Origin of the sequence: Rhodohalobacter sp., assembly GCF_041686455.1 — a bacterium.
In the GTDB taxonomy this organism is placed as follows: domain Bacteria; phylum Bacteroidota; class Rhodothermia; order Balneolales; family Balneolaceae; genus Rhodohalobacter.
In genome coordinates this window covers 1-15216 of sequence record NZ_JAWLDW010000017.1, presented here as the reverse complement: position 1 = coordinate 15216, position 15216 = coordinate 1, and the positions used below count along the sequence as shown (strand labels likewise).

Here is a 15216-nt window from a genome sequence, read left to right as displayed (position 1 = left end):
ACTGAAAATTGAAAAAGTATTTAATGGGGATTGTTACTTTTCCTCCTTCAGAGGTTTATCTTGGAACAGATTTTTGTATCTTTGCCACCTGAAAACAAGCCTGCAAAGAATGCAGAGTTTACAGATCATTAAATGCGCAACATTTTAATTAACCTGTTTGAATGGAATTACCTACAGCGCTTGTAAGTCTTATTGTTGGTTTACCGCTACTCGGTTTTTTAATTAATGGGATTCTGGGCCTTTCATCAGATTCGTATCGTAGCAAAAAGAGTATAATAGGGGCACTGTCAAATTTTGCAGTCTTCATTCCTTTTTTAATATCCCTCTATTTTTTCATCAATTTTAATCCGGAAGCCGGAGCAGTCCAGGCAAAACTGTTTACATGGATCGAAGCCGGAAGCCTTAGTGTAGATATTGCCTATCAGATTGATCAGCTTTCACTGATAATGATGCTGGTAGTTACAGGTGTTGGCTCTTTGATTCACTTCTATTCTATAGGGTATATGGCCCACGATCCGGGATTCTGGAAGTTTTTTGCCTTTCTGAATCTCTTTATCTTTGCCATGCTGAATCTGGTAATGGCCGATAATCTCTTGCTTCTGTTTCTTGGATGGGAAGGTGTTGGGCTCTGTTCTTACCTGTTGATCGGCTTTTGGTATACCGATATGGCAAAATCTGATGCTGCAAAAAAAGCGTTCCTCTATAACAGAGTTGGTGACTTTGCATTTCTGATTGCGATTTTTGCCATTTTTGAAGCTGTGGGAAGTTTAAAATTTGATGTTATCCTGGCTAATCTGGATGCATTTTCAGCAAGCTGGACATTCTGGGTGCCGTTTCTGATGTTTATCGGGGCAACCGGTAAAAGTGCTCAGATTCCACTCTTTGTATGGTTGCCGGATGCGATGGCCGGTCCTACTTCCGTATCGGCCCTGATTCACGCAGCTACTATGGTAACCTCCGGTATCTACCTGATTACCCGGCTCTCCCCAATGTATGTGATGAGTCCTGAGGTGATGATGATTGTGGCAGTAATTGGTGCACTCACAGCCATTGTTGCAGCAACCATAGCGATTACGCAAAACGATATTAAAGGAGTTCTGGCGTACTCAACAGTTTCACAGCTTGGATTTATGTTTCTGGCTCTTGGTTCAGGTGCGTTTACAGCGGCTCTGTTTCATGTAGTAACTCATGCCTTTTTCAAAGCATGTCTCTTCCTGGGTTCAGGATCAGTCATTCATACCATGGAGCATGTAAAGCATAAATTACACGATGCCGGAAAGCATGTAGATTTTGATCCACAGGATATTCGGTTTATGGGAGGGCTTAAAAAATTCATGCCTTCAACTTACAAAACCTTTTTGATTGCCACCGTAGCTATTGCCGGTATTCCTCCGCTGGCTGGATTTTTCTCAAAAGATGAAATTGTAATGCACGCTTTTAATATGGGTTTTGGTGAATTTGCCGGTGCCATGTACTTCATTCTGTGGGGAGTGGCAACAATAACGGCTTTCCTTACTGCATTTTATATGTTCCGTTTAACACTGAGTACATTTCACGGATCGTTCAAGCTTCCGCAAAAAGTTCAGGGTGCTGAAGGTTCTGAGGAGTACCTGCATGAGAGCCCTGCTACAATGACAATTCCGCTTTGGGGCCTTGCCGGACTTTCTATTGTGGGTGGATTTATTGGTATTCCGAATTTCATTTCCAAGACTTTTGGTGGCGATGGGCATATCAACTGGCTCCACGACTGGATGCTGCCAATTGCTGCAGATATACCACTAACACTTTCAATAACTGCAGAATGGACCCTTATGATTTTTGCCATAGCTGTTGCAGTTGGCTCTGTATTTCTGGCATTTAAGATGTACGGAAACGATCAACAGGAAGAGTCGGACGCTAAAATCGCCGCTCGATTCGGCTCACTTTACGAAATTTGGAAACAGAAGTATAATCTTGACGAAGCATACGAGGGGGTTATTGTTCGTCCAACCGTGCGATTTTCAGATAAGGTTCTTGCCGTTTTTGATATGAAAGTTGTTGATGGGGTTGTCAATGCTGTGGCGGGAATTGTCAGGCTTACGGGAAGTTTAATCCGATACATTCAAACAGGAATTGCAACCAACTACGCATTAATTATGGTATTGGGCGTAATTTTGGTTCTTTCAATGATACTATTTTAAAGGATTTGAAGATTAGTTAAATATGGACATCCTACTCAATATTACAATCTATTTGCCGCTTCTGGGTATTGCAGTAATTCTGCTAATGAAGAGCGATGCTGCAGTAAAATGGGGCAGTTTAATTGCTACAACGACAACTTTCATACTTTCACTGCCGTTGCTATTTAATTTTGATGTTGCCTTATCAGCTACTCCTCAGTATTTGAGTGAAGGTTCAGCGATTTTTGCAGGCATGGACGTGAAATATCTGGTTGGCTTAGACGGTTTGAGCCTGCTATTGTTTATGCTCACAACACTGATGGGGCCCATCGTTATTCTGTCTTCCTGGAATTCAGTAACAAAGAGTTTAAAGGGATATTACGCCATGTTGCTGCTTCTTCAGACAGCATCATTGGGTGTGTTTGCTGCTCTCGATTTAGTGGTATTCTACGTATTCTTTGAGCTTTCGTTGATTCCGATGTACTTCCTAATTGGAATATGGGGAGGTAGTGATAAGATTCGTGCCACTATTAAGTTTTTTATCTACACGCTGGTCGGTTCGCTGATTATGCTAGTTGCGCTTCTCTATCTCGGTTATCATGCCGGTGCAGCGATGGGAGGCGTAGATTTTACTGCCGATTGGAGATTTATTTCCAGTCCGGAATACACCATTGGATTGGTTGAACAAACCTGGTTATTCCTTGCATTTTCACTTGCCTTTTGTATTAAAGTACCACTCTTTCCATTCCATACCTGGTTGCCTTATGCCCACACCGAAGCCCCAACGGCAGGTTCCGTAGTGTTGGCAGCTATTATGCTTAAAATGGGTACTTACGGTTTAATACGTGTTGTACTGCCTGCTTTTCCAAATGCGTTTATGGAATTTGCGCCATACATGGCAATACTTGCTGTAATTGGTATTATCTATGGCGCACTGGTTGCGATGGTTCAAAAAGATGTTAAGAAATTGGTAGCCTACTCCTCTGTGAGCCATATGGGTTTTGTGGTACTTGGAATTTTCGCCCTCAATGATATCGCCATGCAGGGTGCGATTATTCAGATGATTAATCACGGTCTCGCAACAGGAGCGCTCTTCCTTATTGTAGGTATGATTTACGATCGTCGTCATACAAGAATGATTTCCGATTACGGTGGTATTGCAAAAGTTGTTCCCGTATTCGCCGTCATGTTTATGATAGCTACATTGGCTTCGATAGGGCTCCCCGGCCTTAACGGATTTATAGGTGAGTTTTTAATTTTGAATGGATCATTTAGTTCAGAACTATATGCAAATAAAACCTACGCTATACTCGGTGCAACCGGTGTGATTTTAGCTGCGGTTTACATGCTTTGGATGTTTCAGCGGGTTCTCTTTGGACCAATTACTAATGAAGAGAACGAAAAACTCACAGATTTAAATATGCGTGAGGTTGGTTTGCTGGTCCCATTGGTGCTGTTTATGGTCTGGATCGGAATTCGCCCGATAGATTTTACACAATATTCAGAAGGATGGGTAGATACTTACATCACAAATTCAGAAGAGAAAAGTCTTGCTGTTTTGGATCAGGCTGATTTAAATGAACTCCCAAATTGGACAGCAAAAGTTTATAGTGTTGAAGAACATCAATTAGATTCACAATTCATCGCAAATAAAAAAGACTAATATTATGAAGCCTCTCACATCAGAAGAAGTCAATTCGCAATTGAAAGAGTTGGATCATTGGACTTTCGAGAACGATCAGATCAAAAAAGATTTCAGCTTCGATAATTTTAAAGAGGCGCTCGCTTTTATGGTAAGGGTAGGCTTTGAAGCTGAAGACTTGGGGCACCATCCAAACTGGAGTAATGTGTACAATTCTGTATCAGTGCAGCTTAACACTCACGATGCGGATAACAAGGTGACAAAGAAAGATATTCAACTCGCAAAGGCGATAGATAAGATTTACAAAAAATAACGGAAATGGATTATTTGCACGATATTCAATCCTTTTTGCCCGGCATTGTTGTAGCCGTAACAGGATTGGCAGCTATACTGATAACAGCATTTAAAAAAGGTACAGCATCGGTTTTCTATGTATCTGTATCCGGTTTGGTTATAGCGTTGGTGTTAGCGATACAGTCACTTTTTGGTGACACCGGCACTGCTTTTTCAGGCATGATTGTCTATGGCGGCCCTGCAGCGTTTGGTTCGGTCATTGTATTATTAGGATCACTCTTGTCTGTTATATTATCCCGCGAATATTTGCAGTCCTTTGAATTAGAGACTGGTGAAGTCTACGGAATGTTGCTTTTTGCCACGACAGGAATGATGGGATTAGCTGTTTCAAATGACCTCATTAGTCTTTTTGTCAGTTTAGAAACCATGTCGGTGTGCCTTTATGTTATTGCCGGCTTATGGTATTATAGAAAAACCGGTGCTGAAGCAGCCTTAAAATACTTTCTATTAGGCGCATTTTCGACAGGATTTTTACTCTACGGAATTGCTTTGATTTACGGAGCAACGGGACACACAAACCTGATTGAAATTGCGGCTTCAGCTCAAGTTTCACCCCTATTACTAGCAGGAATTGCTCTTTTGCTGGTCGGTATCTTTTTCAAAATATCTGCAGTACCGTTTCATATGTGGACTCCGGACGTTTACCAGGGGACACCCACTACGCTGACCGGATTTATGGCTACGGCCAGTAAATCTGCTGCATTTATTGCACTTGTTTTTGTGCTATCCCGGATGCTGTCCGGTTCAGAAACCGGAGACTGGACTCAGGTTATACAGGTTATTGCGATCCTTACGATGATTGTGGGTAATCTGATTGCCCTTGCACAGGATAATGTAAAAAGAATGCTTGCTTACTCAAGTATTGCCCACGCTGGTTACTTGATGGTTGGTTTGGCTGCCGGAACAGCTGCTGGGTACAGTGGAGTGTTTTATTACCTGTTCGCCTACACTGTAATGAATATCGGTGCATTTGGCGTTATCGCATTTTATGAGCGATCAAAAGAGATGGATTTTACCGAGATTGACAGCTATGCGGGTTTGGGGTTTAAAGTTCCGGTAATGGGAGTGATGCTTTCCATCTTTCTATTCTCTCTTGCAGGAATTCCGCCATTTGTGGGTTTCATTGGTAAATATTACGTATTTGCAGCAGCCGTACAAGCAGACCTGATCATATTGGCTATTGTAGGTGTATTGGCAAGTGCAGCCAGTGTATACTACTATCTGCGGGTAATGGTTTTTATGTATTTCAAAGAAGCCCATCGGGAGTATACTCTGAAAGCACCGGGTACATTGTTCAAGCTGGTATTAATACTGCTGGCCATTCTGACCATCTATTACGGAATAGAACCGGTACTGCCCGCTACTGGCCTTTTTGAGCTTCTCTCTTCTTTCAATTACGCTTAGTTCTACAGGGTTAACAGGTAGAAATTACTAAAGGCGCGTCTCAGCGCCTTTTCTTTTTTAATCTGATCAGGAGTAGAATTTAAGGGTCGGTTTGATTGTAGAAATCAAAATCAATGTGTATCTTTACAGGCTCTGTTGTCGGCGTAACGTACGACGACTGTTTTCACAAACAGAAAACAACCAAAGAAAACATATATAAAGAATGAAGAAAGATTTCTATGAAATGACTTACATTCTGAATCCGGTTCTCGATGACGAGAAATTTTCAGAACTTGTAAGTTTCGTGAACAAACTAATTGAAGACAACGACGGAGAAATCGTTGATGTAGATGAATGGGGTGTTCGCAAGCTCGCCTACGATATAGATAAAAAAAGTACAGGGTACTATGTGAACATGTACTTTAATGCACCCGCTAATGCGATTGAAGTGGTTGAACGTAACATGAGGATCAATGATGATATCATGCGATATCTGACGATGAAGTATGATCCAAAAATGCTTCGTTACTACGAACTCAGAAAGAAAGGCGATCTGCCTGTCGTTTTTGAAGATGTAGATGAAGAAAACGAAGATAACGACGACGAATAAATCAAATTAGGTAAAGATTATGATTAACAATCCATCGCACCCCAAAAAAGGACACCTCAAAAGTAAAGACTGTAAATTTACTAAGGCAGGTGTTGAATATATTGACTACAAACAGACTGAACTGCTAGAGCGGTTTATGAATGATCAAGGTAAAATTCTTCCAAGAAGAGTAACCGGTACCAGTGCTCGGCATCAAAGAATGCTTTCAAGAGCTGTTAAAAGAGCACGATTTTTAGCTCTTATTCCTTACGTAACCGAAAACATGCGATAAGACACAGATAGTAGATTATGAAGCTTATTTTAAAAGATGACGTAGAAAAATTAGGTTCAGCCGGTGATCTTGTTAACGTAAAACCCGGTTACGGACGAAATTATCTGATTCCACAGGGTAAAGCTGTTTTGGCAACTCCGGGTGCAATCAGACAGTTTGAACATCTGAAACGTGAAGCCGCACTGCGTGCTGAACTTTCCGTTGAAGCTGCCAAAGAACTGGCACAACAACTGGAAACAACCTCCGTTACAATTCCTGTAACTGTTGGTGAGGATGACAAGATTCACGGTACGGTTACCAATATTCAGGTAGCTGATGCTCTTGAAGAAAGAGATATTTTAGTTGACAGACGTAAGATTACGCTTGATCAGGATATCAAATCTTTGGGCGAGTACACTGCAACCGTAGATGTTCTTGGTGACCTGAAGCCTCAAGTTAAGGTTTGGGTTGTAAAAGAAGACTAAAACTCTTTGAGAGTATAAACTCTTAATAATTATTCAATAATGAATAAATTTGGATTTTTGATGGGGATCGTCTTTATGGCGTTATCCCCATTTTTTGTATATGGTCAGCTCCTTGATCCTGTTGACTATCAAATAACGGATCATCCTGAGACGGTTGCAGCCGGTGAAGTGTTCAATATAACAGTAGAAGCCACAATAGATGGAGACTGGCATCTCTACTCTGTACTGAATGATCCTGATGCGGGACCATACCCAACAACATTCTCAACTGCAACAAATCAAATGGCAATTGCCGGAGATGTGGAAGAGAGTGAGGCGGTTATTGCCTTTGATCCAAATTTTGAAACTGAACTTGGCTGGCACTCAAACGGAGCAGAATTTACAATTCCGGTTGCTTTTCGGGCTGAACTTCAGGGAGAGCAAACCATACAGCTGGAGGTGCTCTATCAGGTTTGTGATGATGTTTCATGCCTGCCTCCAAAAACTAAACAGATAGAGTCTGTTGTTAATCTCGAAGGTGTTGCTGCTTCGCCATACGAAGATTTTGAAGAGATTTCCCAGGCTGAGGCCGAGTTTGAAATGACGAGCTCTGCAGGAGTGCCATTGGATGATATCTGGACCTATATCTGGATAGCGTTGACTGCCGGCCTTGCTGCACTGCTTACTCCTTGCGTATTTCCATTAATTCCACTGACTGTATCCTATTTTTCAAATCAGGGGGGAGAGAAGAAGAAAACCAATTATGGTCAGGCTTTAATCTTTGGTCTTTCTATCATACTCATTTTTACAGCTCTAGGCGCAATTCTTTCCGTTATACTGGGTGTGAGCGGTGTTAGTCAGTTTGCTTCAAACCCATGGGTGAATCTGTTCATTGGCGTGCTATTTATCTTTTTTGGGGTGAGCCTTCTGGGGCTTTTTGAGCTTCGTCTTCCTTACCAGCTTACGAACTGGCTGAACCGGAAGAGTAATGAAAGCAGCGGAATTACGGGTACCTTGTTTATGGGTTTTACAATCAGTGCCGTATCGTTCTCATGCACAGCGCCTTTTGTAGGTGCAATACTGGCTGCAACGGCGGGAGGGGAATGGTTCTATCCGATTGTAGGTATGCTGGCCTTCTCTACAGCGTTTGCAGCTCCATTTGTGCTGTTGGCACTGTTCCCCCGCTATCTGGAATCTCTTCCAAAAAGTGGCTCCTGGATGAATATTATAAAAGTCATACTAGGCTTTATCATTCTGGCTGCATCCATCAAATTCTTGGCAAATGCAGATATTATTTTTGAATGGGGATTAATAACTCGTCCACTGGGAATTGCTGCATGGATTACTTTCTTTTTCATTGCCGGTCTCTATCTTCTTGGATTTTTTGCCCTTCATGGTGAGGAAAAACCAAAGTCTATAACATCCGGCAGGCTACTGCTGGCAATTCCATTCTTTTTGTTCAGTTTTTACTTAATACCGGGTTTAATGGGAGCATCTTTGGGAATTTGGGATGCCTGGCTGCCGGCTTCAAAATCTACGGATGTGAGTGTTGTTCGTTCGATCGGAATATCCGGTAATGGAGAAGCTGTAGATTCGCAATGGTCTGATAATTATGAGGAGTCTTTAGAAAAAGCTATTGCAGATAACGTACCCGTTTTTGTCGATTTTACCGGCTACACCTGTACAAACTGTCGCGCAATGGAAGCAACGGTTTTTCCATTAGACAATATTCAAGAGAAATTTTCTCAGATGGAACAGGTAAAACTTTATACGGATGGCGGTAACAAGGCTGAAGAAAATCAGCAGCTACAGTTCGATATTACCGGTACACTTGCATTGCCCACCTATGTGATCATAGATCCACATTCCGGACAGGTCCTCGATCAATTAATTGGCTTTACGAGGGCTTCGGAATTTGAGGAATTTTTAAATCGCGGTATAGACCGGTACCAACAAGTAGGATCATGATATTTATTTTGTAAATCCCTGAATTGTATAGGCTCGATTCGTAATCTTATTCAGTTTAAACGATTTTTTACAAAAAAAACGGGATAATGGCAGATTTTGAAAAATAAATCAGAAATCTGTTTGGTAGTTGGGGATATGATCTAATATATTCCACGACACGAACATTAAACATTGTCACTTGCAGATTTTTCTAAAAAATTCATTATTAAATTAAAGATCTGCCTTTGACATTGAAGATCAAATGATCTATCATTTTTCTTCAAATTTAGCTCTTAACCAAAACTTAACGCGGAGTAACAGTATGACTTCATCTTTAGCTCTCATTTTTCTTCAAGCTGGAGCTGATGCTAGCTTTTTTAACGTAATCGTCGAAAAATTTAATGAAGGTGGTGAATTCATGTGGCCTGTATTGATAGCCCTGATTCTCGGATTGGCTATCTTTCTGGAGCGCATCATCACACTTAATCTAGCTGACATTAACACCAGGAAATTTATTATTGAAGTACAGGAAGCACTACAAGAAGGCGGTATTCCCGCAGCACAAGAACTTTGTGCTCAAACGCGAGGTCCTGTAGCATCTGTTTTCCAAGCCGGTTTAATGCGTGCTGATGAAGGCGTTGAAGCTGCAGAAAAAGCAATTACAACATACGGCTCCATCGAAATGAGCTTCCTTGAAAGAGGACTTGTATGGCTCTCACTTTTCATCTCTATTGGTCCGCTTCTTGGATTCCTCGGTACCGTAGTAGGTATGATTGAGGCTTTCGATGCAATTGAAGCCGCCGCCGATATCTCTCCATCTCTTGTAGCTCGTGGTATTAAAATTGCGCTTCTTACAACGGCAGGTGGTCTGTTGGTAGGTATTATCCTTCAAATTGGTTACAACTACTGTGTATCCAAAATTGACCGAATTATCTCTGATATGGAAGAGGGCTCTATTACCCTGATTGATTCCATTATTCTTCTGAAAGAAGGAAAGCAAATTGTTCCTGAAAACGACTCAGACGAAGCCTAAACGAAACTATAACCCAAATAATCAAAGGGTAATATTATGATTGATAATTTAGCTATAATGTTAGTTTTAGGCCTAATTGGTGTAGGAGTTATAGGAATTCTGTTTTCCGGTATCAAAAATGTGATTAACGGAAAATCGGATCTTAAACGAGTGGCAATTATGGGTGTTCCAGTTGTCATTTTCGGTATCTCTTATGCTACGCTGGGTACAGCTAACCAGGCGGGTGTTGCAACAATGTTGTTTTTACTTGGTCTGATGGTTATTGGTATCGTATTAACAGGAACTCGCGGAACATTTAAAATTTAAATGTATGCTTAATAAAAAGCGAAGCAGAGAAAGTGGTGAGATAGACGGTTCATCCCTGGCGGATATCGCCTTTCTATTGCTCATCTTCTTTCTTGTTGTAACTACAATTGATGTCGATACGGGTATTGGTCTGGTTCTTCCTCCAATCCCTGACGATGTTGAGCCCCCACCTGTACGGGAGCGAAACTTGATGAAAATATTAGTGAATGCTCAGGGCATGGTTCTTATCAATGAAGAACCTGCATCTATTGGCGAAGTTCGCGATCGTATCAAACGCTTTGTTGATAATAACGGAGCAGATCCTGATCTATCTGAATCACCCGATGATGCTATTGTATCTATCAAGACGGATAGAAGGACTCCTTATAATGTTTATATAGATATGCTTGATGAAGTGATGGGTGCTTATGCAGAACTCCGTAATCAGGCTTCAATGGATAGATTTGGTGTTCCTTACAGTTCACTTGAAGAAAACAGCGAAAGAGAAGCGGAGATACGAGAGTTGTATCCTAAGAAAATCTCAATTGCAGAACCAGATGAGGGGTAACGGATATGGCACATTTTAAAAAGAAACAATCAGGAACGAGTCAAGGTGTACCTACTGCAGCTATGCCTGACGTTGTATTTATGCTTCTCATCTTCTTCATGGTTACGACCGTATTAAGGGAAGTTGAACTTCAGGTTCAGGTCAATTATGCCGGTGCAGAAAACATCGAAAAAATTGAGCAGAAACGACTGGTGAGTTATATCTATATCGGTCCTGAAAGATTATCAGGAAATCGGGTAGGTGAAACGAAAGTCCAGATTGATGATGCTCTCGTTGACGACATGGGATCTATCAGGAATATCATGTATGATAAACTGATGGAAGAACCCAGACTAATTGTATCTCTAAGAGTTGATGAGGACTCTGAATTTGGTATTATAACCGATGTTCAGCAGGAACTTCGTCACGCAGGAACGTTAAGAATTAACTACTCTACACGACGAGAAATATAATTAGTTAACATAAATCATCTTATTAAAAGGCATTTATTCCAATATGGGATAACTGCCTTTTTTATTTTAAAGTTATGGCAAAAAACGATTTTAAACAGGTTCAGGAAATAGGCTTCAAATCATTAATTGAATCCTTCAAGAATTATACCGGAGCTTCCAGGGAGAACATCATAAAAGGTATAGGTGATGATGCTTCTGTAGCAATGCAGCATGACGGGAAATTGACATGCACCAGCTCTGAAATTTTCTTGGAGGGTGTGCATTTTGATTTAACATATACGCCTTTTCAACACTTGGGTTATAAAATTCTAACTGCCGCTGTCAGTGATATTCTGGCAATGAATGCGGAACCTGAACAAATGCTTATAGATGTAGCAATTCCCAACAAGTACTCTGTTCAAATGATAGAACAGCTATATAAGGGAATTGATGCGGCGGCAAATGACTATAACCTTACGGTTTCCGGTGGTGATACAACGGCTTCTCATCAACTTTTGGCGATTTCAGTAACATGTATCGGAAATACAAAAAAAGAGGATTTGATTTACAGAAATGGGGCAAAAGTAGATGATATCATATGCGTAACCGGTGAACTTGGAAGCGCCATTGCGGGTTTAAGAATTTTGCTAAGAGAAAAGAAATCATGGCAGGAAAATCCTGAACAACAATTTCAGCCTGATCTTAGCTCTTACGAACATGTAGTACAAAGGCAACTATTACCGAAAGCAAGAATAGACTTTTTTCGATCATTGATTAATTCGGATGTGAAACCACACTGTTTGATAGACCTGACTCAAGGCCTTGTTGCAGATCTCTCAGAAGTTCTGAAACAGTCAGGGGTAGGTGCGGAGATCTATTCACCTGCTGTACCAATTAGTTTGGAAGCGCGCAACGTGGCCGATGAAATGAACGAGGATGTAGATAAATATGCATTTTATGGTGGCGAAGATTATGAAATGCTATTTACACTTCCCGAACCGCTTGTAGAAAAATTTAAAGCTGATTTTGACGATTTTATCGTGATCGGTAAAATTACTGAAGCAGATAAACAGCTTACAGTTAACACCGGTGAAGAGCACAATTACCAAATTGATTTGTAATGCAGTGTATGAAAAGGGGTTATGGTTCGTTTTCAAATTGGAATGAATACAGGCTATTCAAAGCGAAGAGTCATGAATAATTTTGCAGAAAAAGAGTTATATTTAAGGCTCTTTTAGTTTTACCAAATCTGATTTAATGGCAAAGAAAAAAAATTTAAAAAAAGGATCTTCAGAAACCGATTCTAAGGACTCAAAAAAAGCTCCAAAATTTCCCAATTGGATATATATTGTTCTGTTTTTGGTTCTCATTGCTTTTAACTTCTACTTTCTGCCCGGAGAGAGTTCTGAACGGATAAAGTACAGTGAATTCTTAGAATATGTACAGGAAGGCTACGTTGATGAAATCCTTATTACAAATTCCACCAATATTCAGGGAGATTATTCTGAGAAAGCTTTCGAAGATGGAATAGCCGAGCGTCCTGCTCCTTCTGAAAATCGGTGGGACAGATCTGACTCAGGCACGGGGAAATTTACAACAACCATGCTTGAGGGGGACGATATTCGATCTACTTTAGACGAATATGAGGTGGTCTATGACGTACGGGTAGAAGAGAATTGGTTCAGTGGTATTTTAATCTGGCTTATTCCAATAGCGCTTATTATCGCTTTCTGGGTATTTATTTTTAAGCGAATGAATCCGGGCCAGCAAGTGCTGAATATTGGAAAAAACAAAGCGAACCTTTACGACAAGCAGACCGAAAGTAAAGTTTCGTTTAAAGATGTAGCCGGCCTTCAAGAAGCAAAAGCTGAAGTGGAAGAGGTAGTTGAATTTCTCAGTAACCCGAAAAAGTTTACTAAACTTGGCGGTACTCTGCCAAAAGGAGTACTGTTGGTGGGACCTCCCGGAACCGGTAAAACACTTTTAGCCAAAGCTACTGCTGGTGAAGCAGACGTACCATTCTTTTCACTGAGCGGGTCTGATTTTGTGGAGATGTTTGTTGGAGTGGGTGCAGCACGTGTTCGTGATCTGTTTAAGCAGGCGAAAGAGAAAGCTCCGTGTATTGTATTTATTGATGAGATTGATTCCATAGGCCGAACCCGCGGGCGCGGTATGCAGATGAGTTCAAACGATGAGCGTGAAAATACGCTGAACCAGCTGCTGAGTGAAATGGACGGATTTAACAGTGATAAGGGTGTTATTATCATGGCTGCAACAAACCGGCCTGATATTCTGGACTCGGCACTGCTGAGACCGGGACGTTTTGACAGACAGATTATGATTGATAAGCCCGATCTGAACGGAAGAATGCAAATTCTGGATGTTCACTCTCAAAAGTTGAAACTATCCGACCAAATTGATCTGAAAGTTTTGGCGTCTCAAACTCCAGGTTTTGCCGGTGCGGATCTTGCTAATCTTTGTAATGAAGCTGCTCTGATGGCTGCCCGAAGAGACAAGAAGCAGGTTGAAATGATCGACTTCCAGGATGCCATTGAACGTGTTGTAGCCGGCCTGGAGAAGAAAAATAAATTAATCAGCAAGGATGAGCGTAAAATTGTGGCCTATCACGAGGCGGGCCATGCCATAGTAGGCTGGTTTTTACAGCATACCGACCCTGTGTTAAAAGTCAGTATTGTGCCTCGCGGATTCGCTGCACTTGGTTATACGCTTCAAACTCCTCTCGAAGATCGTTTCTTGATGACTACGGAAGAGCTTGAAGATAAGATCTGCGCACTTCTTGGTGGTCGAGTAGCCGAAGAGTTGGTATTTGGTAAAATTTCGACCGGTGCTCAAAACGACCTTGAACGCATCACGAATATGGCTTTTGCAATGGTTGCTGAGTATGGGATGAGTGAAGAGCTTGGATATATATCGCTAAAAGATTCCAATAGTCCGAACGACAGCTATGGTTTCAATAAAAAATACTCTGAAAATACCGCCCAAAAGATTGATGACGCAATTCGGAATATCATACAGGTCAACTATCAGAGAACTGTAGATCTGCTCAACAAGCATAAAGATAAACTTGAGGAGATGGCAGAGACCCTTCTCGATAAAGAGGTGCTCAATCATATTGAACTTCGGGAAATGCTGGGTGACAGACCGAGCGGAAACTATCCGGAAGGCATCTTTGAGGTTAAAGAGAGTAAAAAAGCAGTCACCAATGGTTCTTCTTCATCTGATGAAAATTCAGAACAAGCTGAAGAGGCTGAAGTTGAGGAATCAGAACAGAATACCGAATCTTCCGAAAAAGACGAAAAGAAGAGTTCCTGAAGTTTAACGCTTGATTTTATGTAAGAGCTGCTCAATATTGGGTGGCTCTTTATGTTTAAAATATAGTTGCAAGGGAGTTTTCACTTCTTATCATTTTAATAACATAGCAGTAACGAGTTCATAATGTAGCATGAATAAGTTGTGACTGTTGAAACACAACAGTAACCAAAAACAACTTCTTTCAAACATTATGGACATTAAATTTTTACTAAAACCTTTTCTAATTGCCACTCTCGCAGCGGGAGTTTTCATTTCTTGCGGTGATGATGATAACCCTGTAGGCCCCGATCCCGATCCGGATCCTACTGAAGAACCACATCCGTATGCGGATGATATTGTTGATAACGGTGTAATATTATCTGAGCCTATTGAAGGTGACCGAACACTAAGTGCTGATTCAGTTTACTATTTGGACGGTTATGTTTTTGTTGAAAACGGAACATTGGAAATTGAACCCGGAACAGTAATCATGGCGTTTGAGGAACCTTCTTCAGTTGCTGAAGGAAACGAAACCTCATTGATTATTACCCGCGAAGCACAAATTGATGCTGAGGGTACTGCCGAGGATCCGATTATCTTTACTTCCGAGTTGGATGGTGAGCCTTTAGGGGAGTCAATAGTACTGAACCAGACTAATTCTAAACTCTGGGCCGGTTTAATTATGCTCGGTAAAGCTCCGATTGATTCTGAAGGAGCTAACGAGGTTCAGATTGAAGGTATCCCGGATGGTGAAGCCAGAGCCCTTTATGGCGGTGAT

General features: G+C 41.2%; 14 protein-coding genes and 1 pseudogene. All 15 read left to right on the top strand.

Annotated elements, in window-relative coordinates; translation table 11 throughout:
- The first annotated feature begins 161 nt into the window (after positions 1-161).
- Entirely contained in the window at positions 162-2180 is a 2019-nt protein-coding gene (nuoL, locus tag ACESM0_RS03875; RefSeq protein ID WP_372903833.1) for an NADH-quinone oxidoreductase subunit L, read from the top strand.
- Positions 2181-2202: 22 nt separating this feature from the next.
- Positions 2203-3822 (top strand): NuoM family protein, encoded by a 1620-nt coding sequence (locus ACESM0_RS03870; RefSeq protein ID WP_372903831.1) that lies wholly within the window; start codon positions 2203-2205, stop codon positions 3820-3822.
- A 4-nt stretch (positions 3823-3826) separates the two neighbouring features.
- Positions 3827-4114, top strand: a complete 288-nt coding sequence (locus ACESM0_RS03865; RefSeq protein WP_372903829.1) for a 4a-hydroxytetrahydrobiopterin dehydratase — start codon at positions 3827-3829, stop codon at positions 4112-4114.
- A 5-nt stretch (positions 4115-4119) separates the two neighbouring features.
- Complete coding sequence (locus tag ACESM0_RS03860; RefSeq protein ID WP_372903828.1) at positions 4120-5559, top strand: NADH-quinone oxidoreductase subunit N; 1440 nt, start codon at positions 4120-4122, stop codon at positions 5557-5559.
- Positions 5560-5761: 202 nt separating this feature from the next.
- The gene (gene rpsF / locus ACESM0_RS03855; RefSeq protein ID WP_372903826.1) at positions 5762-6148 is read left to right on the top strand and encodes a 30S ribosomal protein S6; all 387 of its coding nucleotides are present in this window, start codon (positions 5762-5764) and stop codon (positions 6146-6148) included.
- Positions 6149-6167: 19 nt separating this feature from the next.
- Positions 6168-6419, top strand: a complete 252-nt coding sequence (gene rpsR, locus ACESM0_RS03850) for a 30S ribosomal protein S18 (RefSeq protein ID WP_322572598.1) — start codon at positions 6168-6170, stop codon at positions 6417-6419.
- A gap of 17 nt (positions 6420-6436) precedes the next feature.
- Entirely contained in the window at positions 6437-6883 is a 447-nt protein-coding gene (gene rplI / locus ACESM0_RS03845) for a 50S ribosomal protein L9 (RefSeq protein WP_372903824.1), read from the top strand.
- Between the two features lie 39 nt (positions 6884-6922).
- Complete coding sequence (locus tag ACESM0_RS03840) at positions 6923-8830, top strand: protein-disulfide reductase DsbD family protein (RefSeq protein WP_372903822.1); 1908 nt, start codon at positions 6923-6925, stop codon at positions 8828-8830.
- A 301-nt stretch (positions 8831-9131) separates the two neighbouring features.
- Complete coding sequence (locus ACESM0_RS03835; RefSeq protein ID WP_372903820.1) at positions 9132-9842, top strand: MotA/TolQ/ExbB proton channel family protein; 711 nt, start codon at positions 9132-9134, stop codon at positions 9840-9842.
- 36 nt (positions 9843-9878) lie between these two features.
- Entirely contained in the window at positions 9879-10148 is a 270-nt protein-coding gene (locus ACESM0_RS03830; protein ID WP_372903818.1) for a hypothetical protein, read from the top strand.
- 4 nt (positions 10149-10152) lie between these two features.
- Positions 10153-10695, top strand: coding sequence for an ExbD/TolR family protein (locus ACESM0_RS03825; RefSeq protein ID WP_372903816.1), 543 nt, complete (start codon positions 10153-10155; stop codon positions 10693-10695).
- Between the two features lie 5 nt (positions 10696-10700).
- Complete coding sequence (locus ACESM0_RS03820) at positions 10701-11147, top strand: ExbD/TolR family protein (RefSeq protein WP_372903814.1); 447 nt, start codon at positions 10701-10703, stop codon at positions 11145-11147.
- Positions 11148-11221: 74 nt separating this feature from the next.
- Positions 11222-12247, top strand: coding sequence for a thiamine-phosphate kinase (thiL, locus tag ACESM0_RS03815; RefSeq protein ID WP_372903812.1), 1026 nt, complete (start codon positions 11222-11224; stop codon positions 12245-12247).
- A gap of 136 nt (positions 12248-12383) precedes the next feature.
- Positions 12384-14459, top strand: coding sequence for an ATP-dependent zinc metalloprotease FtsH (ftsH, locus tag ACESM0_RS03810; protein WP_372903810.1), 2076 nt, complete (start codon positions 12384-12386; stop codon positions 14457-14459).
- Positions 14460-14649: 190 nt separating this feature from the next.
- Positions 14650-15216, top strand: a pseudogene (locus tag ACESM0_RS03805) (hypothetical protein); the annotation flags it as partial.